This window comes from Paenibacillus sp. FSL K6-4396 (assembly GCF_038002525.1).
GTDB classification, from domain to species: Bacteria; Bacillota; Bacilli; order Paenibacillales; family Paenibacillaceae; genus Paenibacillus; species Paenibacillus amylolyticus_B.
Genome location: NZ_JBBOCR010000001.1, coordinates 708,429 through 728,481, shown reverse-complemented (window position 1 = coordinate 728,481; position 20,053 = coordinate 708,429). Strand labels below are relative to the sequence as shown.

The window sequence follows — 20,053 nt, the reverse complement described above, 5'->3', positions numbered from 1 at the left end:
AGACCTTTACGTACGGAGGTGAAAACGGTATACTTAAAACTAAAGTTATGATTATGAAATTACGTTTCATCTGATGAAACTAACGAACAAGAACACGGAACGATGAAGGCCTGTTCTTCACCTAAATGAACGTTTTCTTCATCTCACCGACACATCCCAAGGAGGTACATGTATGTCAGCAAAGAATCATTTCTCCGCCGCTCGCAGTCTTGAGGTTGGAGGCAAGTCTTACCGCTACTACAGTCTCGATGCTCTTCAGGAAAACGGCCACGGCGATCTTTCCAGGCTTCCTTTCTCCATTAAAGTGTTGCTTGAAGCAGCAATTCGTCAATTCGACGGACGTGCTATTACCGAAGAACACGTAAAACAACTGACCGGCTGGGCAGATGGCCGTGACAATAACAAGGAAATTCCATTCATCCCTGCACGTATCGTTCTGCAGGATTTCACCGGTGTACCGGTTGTCGTTGACCTCGCTGCAATGCGTGATACTGTGAAAAAAGCAGGCGGCGATCCAAAACAGATCAACCCGCTCGTACCCGTCGATCTTGTTATCGACCACTCCGTTATGGTTGATGCTTTTGGTACCAACGATGCACTTGATTACAATATCAAAGTTGAGTTTGAGCGTAATGAAGAGCGTTACCGCTTCTTGCGTTGGGCGCAAACGGCATTCAACAACTTCCGTGCCGTTCCACCATCCACAGGGATCGTTCACCAGGTTAACCTGGAGTATCTGGCTTCCGTGGCAGCAACCAAAACCGTGGACGGCGAAACCGTTGTATTCCCGGATTCCCTCGTAGGTACAGACTCCCACACCACCATGATCAACGGACTTGGCGTTGTTGGTTGGGGTGTTGGTGGTATTGAGGCCGAAGCAGGTATGCTGGGCCAACCGCTTTATTTTGTAACACCGGACGTTATCGGTTTCAAACTGACAGGCAGCCTGAGCGAAGGCGCAACAGCAACGGATCTTGCACTCACCGTTACCCAATTGCTTCGTAAAAAAGGTGTTGTTGGTAAATTCGTAGAATTCTACGGACCAGGTCTTGCCAACATCGGTCTGGCTGACCGTGCAACAGTAGCCAACATGGCACCAGAATATGGCGCAACAATCGGTTTCTTCCCTGTTGATAGTGAAACGTTGAACTATCTGCGTAACACTGGCCGTCCTGACGAGCAGGTAGAATTGGTTGAAGCTTATTACAAAGCTCAAGGCATGTTCCGTACTTCAAGCACCGTTGATCCTGAATTCACAGATGTGATTGAACTGGATCTCGGCTCTGTTGTACCAAGTCTTGCCGGACCAAAACGTCCACAGGATCGCATCGAGCTGACACAAATGAAAGAAAGCTTCAACAGCATCATTCGCACACCTGTAGATAAAGGCGGCTACGGTCTGAGCGATGAGAAAATCGAACAATCCGTACCTGTGAAGCATCCGGACGGTTCCAACAGTGAACTGAAGGCAGGCGCTGTTGTGATCGCGGCGATCACAAGTTGTACGAACACTTCGAATCCAAGTGTTATGGTTGGAGCGGGACTACTGGCGAAAAAAGCAGTTGAACGCGGCCTGACCAAACCAGGATATGTGAAAAGCAGTCTGACACCAGGTTCCCTTGTGGTTACCGAGTACCTGGAAAAAGCAGGTCTGATCACGTATCTCGACAAACTCGGATTCAACGTTGCTGGCTACGGTTGTGCAACATGCATCGGTAACTCCGGCCCACTGCCGGACGAAGTGAGCGAAGCTATTGCTGAGAACGATATGACCGTAGCGGCTGTATTGTCCGGTAACCGTAACTTTGAAGGCCGTGTGCATGCACAGGTTAAAGCCAACTACCTGGCATCACCACCACTCGTTGTGGCGTATGCACTTGCGGGTACCGTGAATATTGACTTTGAAACCGATCCAATCGGTTATGATACGAACAATGAGCCTGTGTTCCTGAAAGACCTCTGGCCTACTTCCGAGGAAATCAAGGATACCATCGCAAGTTCCCTGAACGCTCAGATGTTCCGCAACAAGTACGAGAATGTATTTACAGCCAATGAGCGTTGGAATTCAATTTCTGTACCGGAAGGTGAATTGTACGAGTGGGATCCGAACTCCACGTACATTCAGAATCCTCCGTTCTTCCAAGAGCTTGGCGACAAGTTGAACGATATCGCAGATATCCGTTCTGCACGTGTTATGGCATTGCTTGCAGATTCCGTAACAACGGATCACATCTCGCCAGCAGGTAATATTGCACCATCCAGCCCGGCTGGACTGTACCTGAAAGAACATGGCGTAGAGCGCAAAGACTTCAACTCCTACGGTTCACGCCGTGGTAACCATGAAGTCATGATGCGTGGTACGTTTGCCAACATTCGTATTCGTAACCAGGTGGCTCCGGGTACTGAGGGCGGCATTACGAAGTACCTGCCAACAGACGAAGAAATGTCCATCTACGATGCTTCCATGAAGTATCAGGATGAAGGACAGAACCTGATCGTTATCGCTGGTAAAGAGTATGGTACAGGAAGCTCCCGTGACTGGGCGGCAAAAGGAACATTCCTGCTCGGCGTCAAAGCCGTTATCGCAGAAAGCTTCGAGCGGATTCACCGTAGTAACCTGGTCGGCATGGGCGTAATGCCATTGCAATTCCAGGAAGGTCACGGCTGGTCCAGCCTTGGTCTGAACGGACGTGAAACTTACGACATTACTGGCCTCAGCAATGACGTGAAGCCAGGACAAGAGTTGAAAGTTACCGTAACTCGTGAAGACGGTACACAGTTCGAATTCCCTGTCATCGCTCGTCTGGACAGCATGGTTGACGTGGATTACTACCATAACGGCGGTATCCTGCAAACCGTATTGCGTCAAATGATGAAAAAAGCTTAATGATATAAATCATTAATGCGATGAAGTTATACAAAAAAGCTCCCCATTACGTGCAATCAGCACGTGGCGGGGAGCTTTTTTGGCTTTGCTTTTTATAATCGGGATATAGTTAAAAATCAATCTTCAAGCCAACTTCCGAATCATCAGGTGGCTCAGCTATACGATATATACCTCTGCAGTTTAATTTCTCTACGTTAATCCAGTCTACAAAATCATCCGCCCCGTAACTACGAATAAAGTGAGCATATTCCGTATTTCCCTCATGATCAATAGACTCGATATACAGGGTGAATGGGTGCTTATACTCTAGGCTCTGCAAAAAATCGATAAATTCTCCTCTCCACTCGCCAATTTTTCCTGCATATTGATTGGGAACGTAATAGTAGAACACATCAAAGTGATATACAACAATTTTCATTAACATTTACAAGCCTCCTAGAACTTACAGATCACAGGTTAAAGTTTTAAGATCTCCATACCTTCTCTTAGTTGTTCCGACACAGCGGTATAGTACTCAATGCTATCCGCAAGTTCGCGTTCAGTCTTATGTATAAGATAATAGGAATATTTCTGCATCAACTCATGCTCGTTTAACTCAACAGGGAGATAAATAATCTCAACATCATTCGAATCGAAATAATGACGATATCCTCTCTCCGATTGTCCCACTTTCATGACTGTTTTTATCACCAGCAACTCATCACGTGTACAAGCTCTTATCAGATCAGTTCTTTTCTGTTCTACATCACGTACTACTTCTTTATCGTAGTGATTATTCGTAGCTTCAGCAATTTCGGTTTCAATTTGCATAATGGCTTTCATGGTTCCTGCTAGTTCTTTAGCTAATGAATACAATGTATATCCTCCTTTTTTGTAAGGAATAGGTACTAACGCATCATCTCTACTCTACCTCATTTGCGATGTTACTCGCAAAGTTCACTGATCCTATCCTAAATTCGATACCTTATGAAACAACAAAAAAACTCCCCGTAACGTGCAATCTGCACAGTGATGGAGAGCCTTTGTTTTCAGTATGTGTGTTCTCCGTTGCTTCAAGGCCAACTGCCTTTTAATGCCCAATGTGATGTGATGCTTGATCTAACAGTTGAATCGTACCCATGATCAGAAACAAACATGACAGAGCTATTAACGAGCCACCGATCCATCTCGACGCGATCACTCGCTCCGTAATCTGTTTCTCCGAAGCATCTGTTACCTTGTGTGGATACACGAGAAACATTAGCCCTGCGCTAATGAAGATTGCAGCTATTATAATCAAGTTGTTCCCCTCCTTACACGTGACTTTCCTTAGAATTTAACTTTTTCGTCGTCACGCGGGATTCTCCTCCCGACAACACCTTTTTCAGACCCATAGCCATAGTGAAAACAATATATCCAATCAAGCCGCCGAGTGTATTAAGCATCAGATCATCCACATCAAATATTCCCATCCCCGTCAACAACTGTGTCACTTCATAACCCAAACTGAGCAGCAGGGACAGCAGGAGTACCTTTACTCCAGAGAATAACTTGTTGCCCGTCAACACAGGGATGAAGATGCCCAGTGGAATAAAGGCCCATATATTGCCTACCAGATGGATTGCGGTGCCCGGACGATGTAACGACAGACTGTTCCAGTCTCGTGAAATTTCCTGAAATGGCGTCAGGTTGACAGTTCGTGTATGGATCAGATCCGGTTGTTGCAAGAACGCCATCAGTCGAACCTTCACGATGCCAAAATCGACCGGGCTTCCTTTGAACAGGATCAGCTTCGTAAGTAGATATACATAGATAATGAAAACGGCAATCCAAAGGATGTAATGTTTGTTTTTCTTCTGGTTGTTGTTCTTCATGCTGCTGCTCCTCCTCCTTTGTGCTGCCCTGTTATTTCTTTACGGTGACAATTACGCCATCCATGTTATCACCCGAGATTTCAGTTTGGCCTTGCTCAGGTATGTAAACGGTCGTATCTCGGGTGGCTCCATAGTAGCGAATATGATACGCCTCACCCTCTACCTCCACATTAATGTTCTCTTTCTCTTTTAGCAAATCCAAATACTCTTCCAGCACCAGATTATTCTTATACATGACAGCACTGTGCGGCAGCCCTACATATCGAAAGTGCCATGGTTCATACTGTATTCCCGTGATGCGCACTTTATCCTTCGGATAACGCAAAACAAATCCGTATTTCCATGCATTCTTCTCCAGCCAGGCCCCCTCTGGTGCTTCATTCATGGCAGCCAATGTGGAACCGACATCCAGGGATAACCCGAGATTGTGCTCACTGTGACCGGCAGGCAGTGCGTAGTCTTCACCCTTTCCCTGATACAGCTCGTCCTGCTTCGCAAAGTCCCTGTACCCGCTGCTGACAAGAAAATATCGGACTCCCTCTTCGCCTGCTGCTTCAACCATCTTCCGAAACTCCTGTGCCACCTGCCGGGATAACATGATTTTCCGATCCATTATTCCATATCCACGAAGCAGATCATCCTCATCCGCCACATATACAATATCCGATTTAACCCCTTCCTCATGAACGGGGTATTGCTTATTAACCAGTAACAAATTGCCCTTATGTACCTGATCCTGAATATTTCCCGTGACAGATACCGTATAACCTGCGGGATTTTCACGCGTATTCTGAATCTCGATAGGTAGCTCATCCTTTTGATGAATCCATCCTGGTGATTGTGTAACGATATATCCGATCAAAACGATACATATTAAAAAGCCCCACTTCTTCATGCTTGTTCCTCCTTTTACCTCATACATCAAGGATAGACAAAACAAGTTAAAAGAAAAGCAGGGCATTTTTAAAGTTTTTCTTAAATTTGACGTCGAACCTCATTGTAATAGGGGCAAACGAACTTCAAATAACGTCCGTACCACATCACTCTGGGCTGAAATCGTACCGTCATGCTGTTCCACGATATTACGGGCGATAAATAAGCCGAGGCCTGTCCCACCCTCCTGAGGGGTTCTGGCACGATCTCCGGTATAATACATATCGAAAATATGTGGCAATTCCTCTGGACGAATATGTCCGCCATAGTTAATCACCTGAATGATAACCTGTTCTGCATCACGATATCCGTTAATATCCACGTACATGCCGTCCTTGCCGTGCCGTGCAGCGTTAATCAGCAGATTCTCGAACACACGAGCCAGCAACTCGCCATCACCGGAGATGGTAAGGTCAGTGTCTATTTTTAACCGGGTGACCAGATGATTCTTTTCAAATACAGGATAGAGCTCTTCGTTCATCTGTTTCAGCAATTCACTAAGATCCAGTGGAGCCTTATTGATCGGTAGCATGCCATAATTCATGCGGGTAATTTCGAACAAATCATCAATCAGCTTCTCCAGACGCTGTGATTTGGTGAATGCAATCGACGTAAAATGCCGAACCTGTTCCTCTGTCAGCTGATCATCCTTCATAAGGAGATCCAGATAGCCCAGCACGGAGGTTAACGGTGTACGCAGATCATGCGCAAGGTTTACGATGAGCTGGTCTTTGCTGTTCTCGGCAAAGTCACCTCGTTCCATCGCCTCCCGCAGCTTCTGGCTTGCCATATTCATACCCTCCGCAATCGAACCCAATTCATCCTTGGACGAAATCTGAACACGATGCTGAAAGTCTCCGTTCGCCAAGTGATTAATGCCTGTGGAAATCTCTTTGAAATACGTGACATAGGGTCTCGTAAACAAGTAGAAAAATAAAATCGCAAGCGGGATGAAGAGCAGCATAAAGACATATAAATCGCCAATACTTCTCATGATATTTCGATATTCCGCCAGCGGATCTTCCATCCGCACACCTGAATAATACAACTGCAAGAGCCTGTAAACGATAAATGTTACGGCGCCAGAAGACAGCATGCTTAGACCGAGCAGCATAATCATCGTTGTGCGAAAGCTTCTGCGTTTAGTCATTGAACGTGTACCCCACGCCCCAGATCGTTTTGATAAACTTGTTCTTGTCCACATCTTCTCCGAGCTTCTTGCGCAGCGTCCGAATATGTACCATAACGGTATTGCCACTTTCGAAATAAGCCTCTCCCCATACCTTTTCAAAAATGCTTTCTGCACTGAAGACCTGTTTTGGATTGCTCGCGAGCAACACTAAAATATCAAATTCCTTCGGTGTTAACTCCAGCGGTTTACCGTAAAGCGTCACGCTATGCTGTTCAGGTATAATGACAAGTCCGCCCTTTTCCAGAATCGAGCGCTGAACCGCCGCTGTGGACTGGCTGAATTGTAATGAGCGTCGCAATTGAGAATTCACGCGTGCTACAAGCTCCATCGGGTTAAATGGTTTGGTCATATAATCATCGGCACCCATTACCAGCCCCGTAATTTTATCCATATCCGAGGTTTTGGCACTCAGGAAAATGATCGGAAAATGATGCTGCTCCCGTATTTTGCGGGTCACCTCGTACCCGTCCATACCCGGCATCATAATGTCCAGTACAGCCAAATCAATGGCATGTGTCTGAATCGCCTGTAGTGCCGACTGTCCGTCAGATGCCTTGACGGTATGATAGCCTTCTTTTTGTAAATGTAAAGCCACCAGATCTGCGATCTCTACCTCATCGTCCGCAATCAGAATCGTAATTCGCTTCATTGCTTATTTCACTCCTATATGGGATGCTGGGCAATATAACACCTATGAATCTAACAGATAAGTACCAGATAAACAATTGAAAGCAATGTTATATAAGTTGGACAAAAGTTTTACACAGTTCACTCCGATGACAGAATAACCTTCCAATCGCTGTTATCCCCAGATTTTTTTGATTCCATCTTCCAAAGGGGAAAATCCGGTGATAGCGTATGCTTCCGAAGCAGCTTTCTTCCAGAAAGCTTTTAGGCGAGCGCTTCGCTTCTCCAGGTTTTTTCTATCCTCTCCGTTCAAGTGTAAAAGAAATAGCTCATTTATATAAACACAAATAAAAAAAGGAAGAGGTAGCTATGAAACTGGAGCGTTTGTTAGCCATCGTTGTACTGCTTATCAACCGGGGGCGATTACAGGCCAAAGACCTGGCCGATATGTTTGAAGTTTCCATCCGGACGATCTATAGAGATATCGACACATTAGGACAAGCCGGGATTCCGGTCGTGACCTATCAGGGAGCAAGCGGAGGCATCGGCCTAGCGGAAGGGTATCGTCTGGATCGCAATCTGTTAACCGATAAGGATCTTGTTTCCATCGTCACCGCCCTGCGCAGTATATCGACCTCACATACAAATGCTGCACGTGAACTGTTGGTGGAAAAGCTAAGCAGTATCGTCCCGGAAGCCAAAAATGAAGATTTTCAGGCCAGCACGCACCGATTCATCGTGGATCATTCAACGTGGACGCACCCTGAAGCGCTGCAACAAAAATTAAAAGTCATTGATCAGGGAATCGATCAACTACAATGCATTTATTTTGCCTATTGCAGCGCCGAAGGTGCACAGACCTATCGTACAGTTGAACCCCACACGCTTGTGCTGAAGAGGCACGCGTGGTATCTGTATGCTTTTTGCCATGAACGAAATGAATTCCGCATGTTCAAGCTGGTTCGTATGAAAGACGTCTCTCTTACTACAGAGCACTATGAACGAAAATCCATCAACCTTCAAGACCGGCCGTGGCAGCAGGAATGGAGCAGGCCAGACAACCAGATTGGGATTACCTTGAGATTCCATGCCCGTATCCATCATGTTGCGGAGGAATGGTTCGGTATTGAAAATGTATTGCCTGACGGGAACGGCTATTATATCAGCCAGGTCGCTTTTCCAGAAGATAACTGGCTGTACGGCTTCATCTTGGGCTTTGGGGCGGATGTCGAGGTCCTGGAACCCTTGCATATTCGGGATAATGTGTGCCGTATAGCCGAACAAATTGTTCAAAATTATAAAACCTCCGATCAAACCTGACAGACAGTTGTCCAGTTCCTCCCCGTATACTTCAAATATGTTCAGGTTGAAGTTGCATATATACCCAAGGAGGAATGAAAGATGAATGTTACGGTATGTCAAAGCTGCGGTATGCCACTCACCACCCCTGCACAATTCGGAACGGAAGCAGATGGAAGCACAACCCGCGAATACTGTATCTATTGTTACAAAGAGGGCGAGTTCGCGCAGCCCGGTATTTCACTGGAAGGCATGACGGAGATGTGCACCGCCATTCTGAAGGACGAGGGCATGGATGAGGAATCCGCTCGTTCGATGCTGCGTAATCAGCTTCCTTTTTTGAAACGTTGGCGCACGAATACAACGGATCAACACGAAGTATCTCCAGCTGAAAACTCTGTCACTTCCGCTATACCAGGTCAGGTTACAACAACTCAATCGTTATCTGCCCAGCCCGTTCGTTATGTCACCCTTCCGGGCAAACGCCTGGCCGGCATATCCGCCCGCACAACCAATGCCATTGAGATTAGTGGCAAAGGCTGTATTCAGGGACTCTGGAACAATTATTTTGCCTCAGAGCACCTCCCTGCACCCGAAGCTGCCCGCTATGGCTGTTACACGGATTACACCGATGGCATAACCGGAGAGTACACCATACTGGTAGGGCATGAGGTAAGTTCGGAGGAATCATTACCTGAAGGATTGGGCGACATTCTGCTCCCGCCTGCAACTTACGCCGTATTCACTTCCAGAAAAGGGCCAATGGCAGAGGTTGTTAGTGAAGCATGGGGAGCCGTGTGGGCATGGGAGAAACAAATCGATCGTACGTTCACCGGGGATTTTGAATTGTATGATGAACGCAGCCTGAATCCCGAAAGTGTACAAGTGGATATATACATCGCTGTTCGCCAAAGTAGATAAAAGTAGTACGATATACATCTCAGTCAGAATCAAAGTTAGTTCGCATCCTTCTTCATATCACGCAAGCTGTCGAGTACACTCGGCAGCTTTTTTGTTATATCCGGAACTACATTACTCCCTAAACAACCCGACCATGGTACCAAGTTAGTTAGCATGCTTTGCATCATTTAACCAGATAATATGCCTCATATGCGGGTACCATTGACTTCCTTAAAATTGGGACTATTCGCATAACAACCGATTCGATCTTCCCATGTACACCCTCTCATATCAGGTCCTTTACTCCTGAATTTCCCTAAAAACGTTTACATCTCCTTAAAACCGGGTAAAATCACTACAATCCAATTGGAATTACGCTTTAAACTCTTCTATTTCGTCTAACAAGTCACATGTACCTATATGCGCACCTGGCATGGTAACCAGTCGAAATACATAATTCGAAAAAACGCATCAAAGGAGGAACCAAGATGATCCGCATGCCTATTCAGCAAATGATCCCGTACCATCACCAATATCCGCGCAACACGGCGACCACTGCTCCTAAAAAGGAGAATGAGAACACTCAAGGTCTATCCTTTCATGAAATTCTACAGCAAAAAATGGCGAAGAAAAATGCTTCTCCTTCCCTTAGATAAAAATGGACACCGGACCCTATTCGAGTCCGCTTATCAACCGTCTTTCCGCAGCTTGGCGGAAGGGCGGTTATTGGCGTTGAGCAATAAACAACTGTACAGTCCTCATTCATGTTTCTATAATGGTTTTAAATATCTACGAGATCCATGACATATACGAACTGTAAAAGGGGACTTAGCACATGATCACCATTGGTTGTTTTCACGCTCATTATTCCAACATTGCCTTAATTGAAGAGACGCTTGCTCCTTATGAAGTTGAATTAGTCCATTACGTCGATCCAGGTCTGGACCGCCTTAAACATGACGCTGACTTTTCCGAGGTCGTCATTCACGAGAAGGTAGCCCAGACGCTCCAATGGATCGCTAAGTGTCATGCCGATGCCATTCTGGTCACGTGTACCCTGTTTGCGACAGTACTGGAGCAGGAAGCCACACAGGTCCCTGTGCCTGTGATCGGCATAGATGATCCGTTATTGCAGGAGATGCGGCGAGTAACAGGAGATTACATAATCGCATTCACCAACCCTGCAACCGTTGAAGGCACGATGGCACGGTTGAATCAGGCATTACAGCCAGAGAATGAGAATGGGCAACTACACGTTGCCAAGACATCTCAGACGGAAGCGGTATGCATCCCTGGGACATTTGAATTGATTATGCGTGGAGATCAGCAAGGATATCTCGAAGCAGTACGTGAAGGATTACAGCAGATTGCTGAGCAGTATCCGGGTAAAACGGTAGTGGCAGCCCAACTGTCTATGGCTCCCGCCGCTGCACAGGTTGCAATAGATCGCGGTATTCCAATCCATAGCCCGCTAGCATTGCTCGCAACGTATTTGGAGAAGAATTTGGGCCTGGCTCGACAGTAATTTAACGAGGTGAACTAATATGCGATTCCTCTATATTGTTTTACTGTTTATAGTAGGTTTTTCCTGTTCCGCATTTCTATACGGAGGAGCACCAAGACTCAGTGATGCTCTTTTATTCGTTATCGCAGGAATTCTGTATAAGATATGGGCCACATGCAGTCACAAAGCTAATTCTGATAAAGGCTGAGTAAGTTAAGAATACATACATGACATAGCACCAAAAAAGCCGTTCTTCTCTGCAATGACAGAGAGAAACGGCTTTATCTCTATTTCAGACTGCCCAGCTTGCGCTGTACCGACGCCTAGGAGCGTGTCCGATATTCCTCGGCCTTTTCTTGCATGCCCGCTTCTACAGCCTCATTATCGGACAATCCTTTGTCTGCGGCAAAGGCACGAATGTCCTGCGTAATGCGCATGCTACAGAACTTCGGTCCGCACATGGAGCAGAAATGAGCTTCTTTGGCCCCTTCTGCTGGCAGCGTCTCATCATGGTAGGACAGCGCACGTTCAGGGTCCAGTGACAGGTTGAACTGGTCACGCCAACGGAACTCGAACCGCGCTTTGGACAATGCGTCATCGCGGCGTTGAGCACGTGGATGGCCTTTCGCCAGATCGGCGGCATGAGCTGCGATCTTGTAGGCAATAACCCCTTCGCGCACATCATCCTTGTTGGGCAGGCCCAAATGTTCTTTTGGCGTAACATAACAGAGCATCGACGTGCCAAACCAGCCAATCATGGCTGCCCCAATGGCAGACGTGATGTGATCATATCCTGGCGCAATGTCAGTTGTTAGCGGCCCAAGTGTGTAGAACGGTGCTTCTTTACATATCTCCATCTGCAAGTCCACATTCTCTTTGATCTTGTGCATCGGCACATGACCCGGGCCTTCGATCATCACCTGCACATCATGCTTCCATGCGATCTGCGTCAGTTCCCCGAGCGTAGCCAGTTCTGCCATCTGAGCTTCGTCATTGGCATCGTAGATACTGCCTGGACGAAGTCCATCTCCCAGCGAAAACGCCACATCATACCTTTTCATAATCTCGCAGATTTCTTCAAAATGAGTGTACAAAAAATTCTCCTGATGATGCGCCAGACACCATGCTGCCATAATGGACCCGCCCCGGGACACAATGCCTGTCATCCGTTTGGCCGTCATCGGGATATAACGCAGCAGTACACCTGCATGAATCGTAAAGTAGTCCACGCCTTGCTCTGCCTGCTCTATGAGTGTGTCACGGTACAACTCCCAGGTCAGCGCCTCCGCTTCGCCATTCACCTTCTCCAGCGCTTGATACAGCGGTACCGTACCAATCGGCACAGGAGAATTACGAATGATCCATTCCCGGGTCGTATGAATGTTTTTGCCTGTGGACAGATCCATCACGGTATCCGATCCCCAGCGTACTGCCCAAGTCATCTTCTCCACCTCTTCCTCGATGGAAGAGGATACGGCAGAGTTCCCTATGTTGGCATTGATCTTCACGTGAAAATGACGACCGATCAACATCGGCTCACTCTCCGGGTGATTGATGTTGGATGGCAGAATGGCCCGTCCACTCGCCAGCTCCTGACGTACAAATTCCGGTTCCACGCCCTCACGAATGGCGGCGAATTCCATCTCTGCCGTAATGACTCCCTGTCTCGCGTAGTGCATCTGGGTCACACAGCGTCCTGGCTGTGCCCGCAGCGGTTTGCCACGTAATCCGGGGTACTCTTCGGCGCCGGCTCTCTTCCCTCCGGGCTTCAGTCCGTTATCCTCCGGTTTAACCGTACGGCCCCGATAAGCTTCAACATCGCCGCGCTCTGTGATCCAACGGGTGCGCAGGGCTGGCAGACCTGCACGGATATCCGCATGAAATGCGGGATCGGTCATGGGGCCGCTCGTATCGTAGACACGCAGCGGTTCGTTATGCTCCACCCCTTGGGGAGTATTCGTGTCATGAAGGGCTATCTCACGCTCCGGTACAGCAATGTCCGACCGTGAGCCCTGAATGTAGACTTTGCGGCTGCCCGGAAAGGGCTGAACCCGTCCGGCCGCTCCTGTTTCTTTTTCCACCTGCTGACCGTTATGTTCCTGTTCCATCGCTTGTTGTCCCGTTTGATTTCCTGTACTCATGTTCGATTGTCTCCTCCTCAGTGTTCATCGCTTGTTTGGTTGGTATCGTCATTAGCTCGCTTACGTACCTGTCCCAAATCATACAGAGCGCAGAGAAGAAAGAGCGATCATACACCAGACCAGAGGGAGACATTATTCATGTACAGTTAACAACAGAACGGAGGTTACCACAGATCATGGATCTATGGTGACTTCTCTCTCATCATCCAAGCCCACTTTCGCAGGTTATTGAAAAAGAAGTCGATGGAGTACGTGCTATATCGCCCGTTCACTGTATATAAAAAAGCCGGTCCCCGAAGGAACCGACTTTTATGTCCATCACCAATAATGCACCTTCATGCGGCTCCTAAACGGAGCCCTACAAGGGTCACATCATGTGGTGGTTGTGGTCATATCGCCGATTACTTCCCTACGCTGGTATGATCCAGATCAGGTGCAAAGGGTCCGGAATCTCATGCGATTCCGTCTCAGTCCGGACAGTTCGGACTCCCCCAGTAACGTTAACAAGTTGCGGCACACACATGCCGCCGTTCATATTCAATGAAGCTGACCCCGATGGGCCGTCCATTACAGAGTAGCGCAACCGGAACACAAAAACAACCTTTATATTCCAGAACACCAACTCAATTTGGAAAAAAACTTACATCAGCATCAGGATAACATGAGCCCCATCTGCGTAGCAGCATCCTTCAACACAGGTGCGTATTCATGCAATGTCTCCTGCGAAAGTCGGCTGACAGGCCCTGAGACCGAGAGAGCAGCTGCAATATTGCCTCGGCGATCCATAATCGGTACAGATACCGCGGCAGCTCCCGGCTCACGCTCCTCATAACTCGTCGCATATCCGTTATCCCGGATATCTCCCATTTGCGCCAAATACACCGCGGGATCAATAAACACCGGCCATTCCGGCCCGTTCATCAGTTCTTCACGATCCTCGTCCGTGGCAAACGCCATCAAAACTTTGCTGGAAGCGCCCACAGACAGCGGGAGTCTAACACCCACTGGAGCGACTCGGCGGATCGCCTGATCACTTTGCACAGCTTGAATCCGTATCCTTTCACTCCCATCACGCAAGTACAGACTTACCGTCTCCCCCAATCGATCTCTCAGTCGCTCCATCGCAGGCAGCAGCAGAATAGCGGGATCATCACTGCGGGACATATGAGCTGACAGCTCCCAGATTCGGATGCCAAGTCGGTACTTCTCTGTTGCTGCATCGCGGATCACGAACCCTCGATCCTCCAGCGTAGCCATCAAACGGTGCACTGTACTTTTGTGCAGGCCAATCTGGCTGGCAATTTCGGTGAGTCCCAGATCACTGCGTGTGGTAAAACATAATAATATATCCAGCGCCCGTTCCACAGCCCGGACGGTTAACTTGCGATCTTCCATGGCATAATGCCCTCCTCATGTTTCATCACATGAAACTTGGTTACATAAATTATATGAGAAACGGTCTCATCTGTAAACCAAAAAGAGCCAAAATTAAAATAGGCCAACGTGTAAATTTTTCCTTTTTATAAGACTTAATCCCCTGTAATTTACACACTAAGGTAATGTTACCCATATATCTTAAGAACTATATAACAATTGCGTAACAAATGCCCTCAATCAATTGACTTTGACTATATTGGAACATACGATAAAGATATATTACATTAAGATATCGCTCTGAAGCAGGCTCTGAAATCGACGCAATTCTCTTTTCATGTCGTTGTTATCTTCAACTGAACTTCAAAGGAGGGGCATTCATGTATCCAACATCCCAGAGCGAAGCCCCGCTGCAAACAAAAGTGTCCGATCTGCCCTCTTCCTTATCACCGAGGCTGATTCGGTTCAAACATATTATCGTAGCGCTGCTGCTCTCCGTTGTATTTTTTCTACTGTTTTGTTTTATTGCACTGCATGGTTATATCGCATGGGTATTATCCAATCCTACTGTAGCGCCGGTCTTCTCCAATCCGATGCAAGCCAAGAACATGAAGTACGAAGACATCACGTTCCCGGCAGCAGATGGCAGCCGGACGATGCAGGGATGGTATATACCTGCTGACAATGCTGCAAGCAAAACGATTATTTTCAGTCACGGCTATGGTGCCAATCGTGAAGAAACATGGGTTCCCATGTATGACCTGGCACACTATGCTCATCAACTTGGGTTCAACGTGGTCATGTTCGATTATGGCTTCGCCTCACAGGTGAACAAAGCTGTAGCCACAGGTGGCAAAGCTGAGTCACAGCAATTGCTCGGTGCGATCCAGTTCGCCAAGCAACGTGGTGCGCAGGAACTGGTTGTCTGGGGCTTCTCGATGGGTGCCGGTACAGCGTTACAAACCGGACTGATTACGAAGGAAGTGGATGCAATGATACTGGACAGTGCGTTCCTGCTGGAGCCAGATACACTGTACCACAACATTCACAACCAGATCGATCTGCCACGTCAGCCTACACTGGAGATCATGAAGCTGTTGTTCCCTGTTCTGAATGGTACCGGATTACAACAGATTCCATACCAGGAAGTGAAAAAGGAAGAGTATCCGTTCCCGATTTTCTTCATCCATGGTACAGAGGACGAGAAGGCACCTTATCCAATTGCGGAGCAACTCGCCGCCAACCAGACCAATCCGTACTCCGATGTATGGATTGTCCAGGATGCGCATCATGAGTTGATCTTCCGGGAGCATCCAAAGGAATATCTGCGTCGTGTCTCAACTTTCCTCAGTCATGTAACGAAAACAAGCAGTGACGATGTGCAGAACACGAATAATGGACAATAACCAAATTTTAATCATTGAATTTTTTCCAGAGCCCTCAGGGGCTTTTTTTTTGCACTCATAGGACAACAAGCTCGCGGAATATACTCTTGTGACGCATGAACAGACGGTCTGCATGCAATGAATTTCATCTGAAGGAGGTTCAACATAGATGAACTGGTATGGATATGGTCACCTGCTGCCTCTGCGGACATTGGAGGAAATTCGTTTCTGGAAAGAGCAAGAGAAAGAACATACACTCGTCATCCGTGCCCTGGTTCCTGATCTGGAGCCCCCATACGTCAAGCTGCTGGAGGAATGGGAGGTTACCTTTGCAAACAGTGAGCGAGTAGCCAATCAGCTTTTAAAACAACTATTGCCCGCAACCCATCCACCTGCTCCCTACATGGTTCGTTGTATCGATCAACTTGTGCTGGCAGCTCGGCAGCAATCGAGAGAGTTCATCAAACAGCTGTATGTTCTTCTGGAACAAAGTGCTGCTGTGCAAGCTGTTCCGCTTGCCAAAGTACTCATTCTGCATTTTATCCGCGAATCGGAGTATTTTCTGGGCGTATTGGATACTCTTGGCCAACCGGGCATCTTGCGTGAAACGGATTCGGAGCCATCACTTTTTCTGGAAAATGCGCTTCATACGTCAGGGTCCGGAAGCGTCCATCGCCAAGCTTCAGAAGCTCCAACTTCTCCAGAGGGGAATGTAAATGCACCTGCCGCTTCAGCTCAGATCCAATCTGCAACCGTTCAACCGCCTTCTACCGTAACAACACAAGCCACACCCAGCACTACAGCACCTCCCGTAAAAGAAAAGCCGGTTCCCATTGGAGGGCACACACTGCCCCCTCTTCCCTATGCGTACAATGCGCTGGAGCCACATATTGATGAGCTGACGATGCGTATCCATCATGACAAACACCATCAATCTTATGTGGACGGATTAAATGTAGCAGAGAAGAAGCTGGCGGAATCGCGAAAAAAGAATAATTTTGAACTCATCAAACATTGGGAACGTGAACTCGCCTTCAACGGGGCTGGCCACTACCTGCATACGATCTTCTGGACGATTATGAATCCTGCTGGCGGCGGCAAACCTTCCGGTATGCTGGCAGAGCAGATCAAGCGAGATTTCGGAAGTTATGAAGCGTTTAAGAATCAATTCACAGAAGCCGCGAATAAAGTGGAAGGCAGTGGCTGGGCGATGCTTGTCTGGAGCCCGAGAGCACATCGTTTGGAGATTTTGCAGGCGGAAAAACACCAGAACCTGTCCCAGTCCGATATCGTACCGCTCCTGCCACTGGATGTGTGGGAACATGCCTACTATCTGAAACATCAGAATGAACGCAAAAAATATATTGAGGATTGGTGGAACGTTGTCTACTGGCCCGCTGTTGCGGAGCGTTACGAAACGGCACGCAAGTTGTTGTGGCCGCCTTACTAAGCTTGGGGTTAGATCGATTAGAGAAAAAAGAGATATCTCCAGCCGAATGACTGAAAGATATCTCTTTTTGGTGTATACAAAAAAGCAAGCCTCCTGTAAAAAGAGACTTGCTTGTATTTTGAGAGACTTCCTATTTCTAAATGTTCACTTAAGAAGCACAGCCCTCGCACGCCACATAGTTGTCGCCAACCTGTTTGCTAATGGAGATCAGATCGCCCAGCTTGATATCAGACTCATCTGTAAACTCCAGATCGGCTATACGTGCAACGATCAGTGCAGCAGCCTCTTCCTTGCTTGTTGCCATTTGGCTGAACTCGGATTTTTCGCCTGTTGATACAACCTCATATAAATACGTATATCTCAATGTGTCCACCCTAACACTCTCCTTCCGAAATCACATCATATCATCTCTATTAACCAATTCCAAGCCCTAGTAAAAAGTGTTAATCGTAGCGCAGCTTCATCTGCTCAGCTGTCACGCGTACTTCTTCAGAACCAACGCTAAGCACCCTGCTGGTCTCCGCCTGCGGATAGCGATCGCGCAGTGTGCGAACCAAAGCCGCAGTATATGCCGCAGCTGAAGGTACACCTGCCAATTCTTTCAGACTTGCCATCGTGCCAGGCTGAACATCGGGATATCCTTCACTCGCCCCGCCTGCTGCATGCTGATAGAATTGTCGCACGGCCGCTGCCAATTGATCTCCCTGACCTTCCACAATAATAAAAGCAGTAATAATATACGCCTTTGCTTGTCTACGCTGGGCAATACCACAGAATTTTAGGCCACCTACACTGACATCATAATCTCCCGGGCAAAAAGCACCCTGAACCTCACCAGTTTGCGCCTGATTCGACCACGGCGTTAGCGACTCGGCAATAATCGAAGCCATCTCCCGGAAATCATCATGAATATTGATGGCATGTCCGGGATTAGGCAGAATCAGTGACACATTAACTACCCCTGGGTTCAAGGGTACTGCCGCTCCACCGGAAGGCCGAACACAGACCGCTGTACCTTGGCTTCTAATCTGTTCCATCGCTTCTACAGCCTGTGGCAACCTGCGGTCACGCAGACCCGCTACAAAGGCAGCTGGGTGTCTCCATATATGTGCAACAGGTAGATGCCCTGCCCCAACCCGCCTGCACATAACTTCTTCCCAAGCAAAAGCTTCGAGTACACTACTCCCTTGTCGCATGAGTGGTGTCTCCCAGATTTGCAGACGCAATGTAGCCTGTTGATCTGCCTGTAGTCCCTTTTCCGGCTGAACCGGTTGATCTGAATGGGAAGGTACACTCATCGTTCCATTACCTCCGGCTTAACGAATTCATATGTATCCAGTATATAGGAATGACAACACATATATAAATAAGCCGGTTCCCAGGGAACACGGCTTATTTATATCACATCCTATGGCTTAGAAACTACTGCTTCCAAAACCAAAGGAACTTACACATCCGGCTTGTCCAGCGTGTGGACATACCTGATCTTAATCTTTCACCAAAGACAAGAACTCCGCACGTTGTGCCGGATTCTCACGGAAAGAACCACGTACAGCAGACGTTACCGTCTTGCTTCCCGGTTTCTTCACGCCGCGGGAACACATGCACAAGTGCTCGCCTTCCACAACGACCATAACTCCATGAGGTTCAACGGCCTCTGTCAGAATGTCAGCAATCTGTGAAGTAATACGTTCCTGAACTTGAAGGCGACGTGTTACTGCTTCGACCAGACGAGCCATTTTGCTCAGACCAACGATCTTGCCGCTTGGTACATAGCCAATGTGTACCTTGCCGAAGAACGGCGCCATATGGTGCTCACACTGACTGTAGTAGACAATATCCTTAACGATAACCAGTTCTTCATGATTCTCGTCAAACGTAACACCGAGCACATCGCGTGGATCTACTTCATAACCACCAAAAATTTCTTCATACATTCGGGTCACACGTGCAGGCGTTTCAAGCAGCCCTTCACGTGTACTATCTTCCCCGATCAATTTCAGGATCTGCTCTACATGATACTCGATCTTCTCCCGATTGTCGGATACTTTTGAATTCAAATAATCTTTAACGCCAGCCACTGCCAAACGCCTCCTTTCGAACCACTACTGTAAGAGGTTGTTCAAAAAGTCCGACCCAACTTTTTGAACACGCACTTTAAGCAGTTATTCCCTGCTATTATTTTCGGCGGCCCGAACTTTTACGCGCAGGATGCTGTTGCGGTTGAGGCATTTTCGCTCCTGGCTGCTGATTCTTCATCATCTGCTGGGCACGCTGCATTTGCTTGCCATTCAGGTTGTAGCCCATTTGCTTCGCCATTTTCTGAAGCATGTCCGGATTGCTTTGCATTTTCTCAAGTTGTTTACGCAAGTAGAACACCCCGATGAAAAATCCCCCGACCAGACCAACAATCAATGTAATAATCGGTATAACAATATCCATCTCTTAGACACCTCTGTATGCATTCTAAAAAGCCTGATAATCCGTGTCACTTCATGATGTTAAGCG

At 47.6% G+C, this 20,053-nt stretch carries 20 protein-coding genes and 1 riboswitch; of the genes, 7 read left to right on the top strand and 13 right to left on the bottom strand.

Annotated elements, in window-relative coordinates; all coding sequences use genetic code 11:
• Positions 1–172 precede the first annotated feature (172 nt).
• Positions 173–2,887, top strand: coding sequence for an aconitate hydratase AcnA (acnA, locus tag MHB85_RS03420; RefSeq protein ID WP_036614112.1), 2,715 nt, complete (start codon positions 173–175; stop codon positions 2,885–2,887).
• Between the two features lie 109 nt (positions 2,888–2,996).
• Here the strand turns inward: acnA and MHB85_RS03415 are convergent, their stop codons facing one another.
• From MHB85_RS03415 to MHB85_RS03385, 7 genes are all read right to left on the bottom strand, one after another.
• Positions 2,997–3,311, bottom strand: a complete 315-nt coding sequence (locus MHB85_RS03415; RefSeq protein WP_091018725.1) for a hypothetical protein — start codon at positions 3,309–3,311, stop codon at positions 2,997–2,999.
• Between the two features lie 32 nt (positions 3,312–3,343).
• Positions 3,344–3,742 carry a hypothetical protein gene (locus MHB85_RS03410; protein ID WP_091018727.1) on the bottom strand — a complete coding sequence of 133 codons (399 nt, stop codon included), beginning with the start codon at positions 3,740–3,742 and terminating at the stop codon, positions 3,344–3,346.
• A gap of 214 nt (positions 3,743–3,956) precedes the next feature.
• Positions 3,957–4,166 (bottom strand): hypothetical protein, encoded by a 210-nt coding sequence (locus MHB85_RS03405; protein WP_149846265.1) that lies wholly within the window; start codon positions 4,164–4,166, stop codon positions 3,957–3,959.
• Positions 4,167–4,179: 13 nt separating this feature from the next.
• Positions 4,180–4,740 carry a VanZ family protein gene (locus MHB85_RS03400; protein WP_341072383.1) on the bottom strand — a complete coding sequence of 187 codons (561 nt, stop codon included), beginning with the start codon at positions 4,738–4,740 and terminating at the stop codon, positions 4,180–4,182.
• Positions 4,741–4,771: 31 nt separating this feature from the next.
• Positions 4,772–5,635, bottom strand: a complete 864-nt coding sequence (locus MHB85_RS03395; protein WP_341072382.1) for a M15 family metallopeptidase — start codon at positions 5,633–5,635, stop codon at positions 4,772–4,774.
• A 99-nt stretch (positions 5,636–5,734) separates the two neighbouring features.
• Positions 5,735–6,823, bottom strand: a complete 1,089-nt coding sequence (locus MHB85_RS03390) for a HAMP domain-containing sensor histidine kinase (protein ID WP_341072381.1) — start codon at positions 6,821–6,823, stop codon at positions 5,735–5,737.
• Entirely contained in the window at positions 6,816–7,514 is a 699-nt protein-coding gene (locus MHB85_RS03385) for a response regulator transcription factor (protein WP_091018737.1), read from the bottom strand. The genes MHB85_RS03390 and MHB85_RS03385 overlap by 8 nt, the downstream gene beginning before the upstream one ends.
• 347 nt (positions 7,515–7,861) lie before the next feature.
• On the opposite strand from MHB85_RS03385, the gene MHB85_RS03380 reads away from it, so the two are divergent.
• The 4 genes from MHB85_RS03380 to MHB85_RS03365 all read left to right on the top strand — a co-directional run bounded on the left by MHB85_RS03380 (position 7,862) and on the right by MHB85_RS03365 (position 11,216).
• A complete protein-coding gene (locus tag MHB85_RS03380) occupies positions 7,862–8,812 on the top strand; it encodes a helix-turn-helix transcriptional regulator (RefSeq protein ID WP_091018739.1) in 951 nt (316 codons plus the stop codon).
• An 81-nt stretch (positions 8,813–8,893) separates the two neighbouring features.
• Positions 8,894–9,712: a zinc ribbon domain-containing protein gene (locus MHB85_RS03375; protein ID WP_105602374.1), complete on the top strand. Its 819-nt coding sequence runs from the start codon at positions 8,894–8,896 to the stop codon at positions 9,710–9,712.
• Between the two features lie 467 nt (positions 9,713–10,179).
• Positions 10,180–10,347: a hypothetical protein gene (locus MHB85_RS03370; protein WP_017690769.1), complete on the top strand. Its 168-nt coding sequence runs from the start codon at positions 10,180–10,182 to the stop codon at positions 10,345–10,347.
• A gap of 179 nt (positions 10,348–10,526) precedes the next feature.
• On the top strand, positions 10,527–11,216 hold the full coding sequence (locus MHB85_RS03365) for a hypothetical protein (protein ID WP_341072380.1): 690 nt from the start codon (positions 10,527–10,529) through the stop codon (positions 11,214–11,216).
• A gap of 302 nt (positions 11,217–11,518) precedes the next feature.
• Here MHB85_RS03365 and thiC read toward each other — a convergent pair whose 3' ends face one another.
• Entirely contained in the window at positions 11,519–13,303 is a 1,785-nt protein-coding gene (gene thiC / locus MHB85_RS03360; protein ID WP_341074191.1) for a phosphomethylpyrimidine synthase ThiC, read from the bottom strand.
• A gap of 422 nt (positions 13,304–13,725) precedes the next feature.
• A riboswitch (TPP riboswitch) is annotated at positions 13,726–13,839 on the bottom strand.
• A gap of 148 nt (positions 13,840–13,987) precedes the next feature.
• Positions 13,988–14,731: an IclR family transcriptional regulator gene (locus MHB85_RS03355; RefSeq protein ID WP_017690772.1), complete on the bottom strand. Its 744-nt coding sequence runs from the start codon at positions 14,729–14,731 to the stop codon at positions 13,988–13,990.
• Between the two features lie 359 nt (positions 14,732–15,090).
• On the opposite strand from MHB85_RS03355, the gene MHB85_RS03350 reads away from it, so the two are divergent.
• A complete protein-coding gene (locus MHB85_RS03350; RefSeq protein WP_341072379.1) occupies positions 15,091–16,116 on the top strand; it encodes an alpha/beta hydrolase in 1,026 nt (341 codons plus the stop codon).
• Positions 16,117–16,264: 148 nt separating this feature from the next.
• Positions 16,265–17,545 (top strand): Fe-Mn family superoxide dismutase, encoded by a 1,281-nt coding sequence (locus MHB85_RS03345; RefSeq protein WP_341072378.1) that lies wholly within the window; start codon positions 16,265–16,267, stop codon positions 17,543–17,545.
• A gap of 148 nt (positions 17,546–17,693) precedes the next feature.
• Here the strand turns inward: MHB85_RS03345 and MHB85_RS03340 are convergent, their stop codons facing one another.
• The 4 genes from MHB85_RS03340 to MHB85_RS03325 form a co-directional block, all read right to left on the bottom strand.
• Entirely contained in the window at positions 17,694–17,918 is a 225-nt protein-coding gene (locus MHB85_RS03340; protein ID WP_036614132.1) for a hypothetical protein, read from the bottom strand.
• 70 nt (positions 17,919–17,988) lie between these two features.
• Entirely contained in the window at positions 17,989–18,843 is an 855-nt protein-coding gene (locus tag MHB85_RS03335) for a lipoate--protein ligase family protein (protein WP_210110382.1), read from the bottom strand.
• Positions 18,844–19,032: 189 nt separating this feature from the next.
• Positions 19,033–19,626: a GTP cyclohydrolase I FolE gene (gene folE, locus MHB85_RS03330; RefSeq protein ID WP_036668229.1), complete on the bottom strand. Its 594-nt coding sequence runs from the start codon at positions 19,624–19,626 to the stop codon at positions 19,033–19,035.
• A gap of 97 nt (positions 19,627–19,723) precedes the next feature.
• A complete protein-coding gene (locus tag MHB85_RS03325; protein ID WP_017690778.1) occupies positions 19,724–19,987 on the bottom strand; it encodes a YneF family protein in 264 nt (87 codons plus the stop codon).
• Positions 19,988–20,053 lie beyond the last annotated feature (66 nt).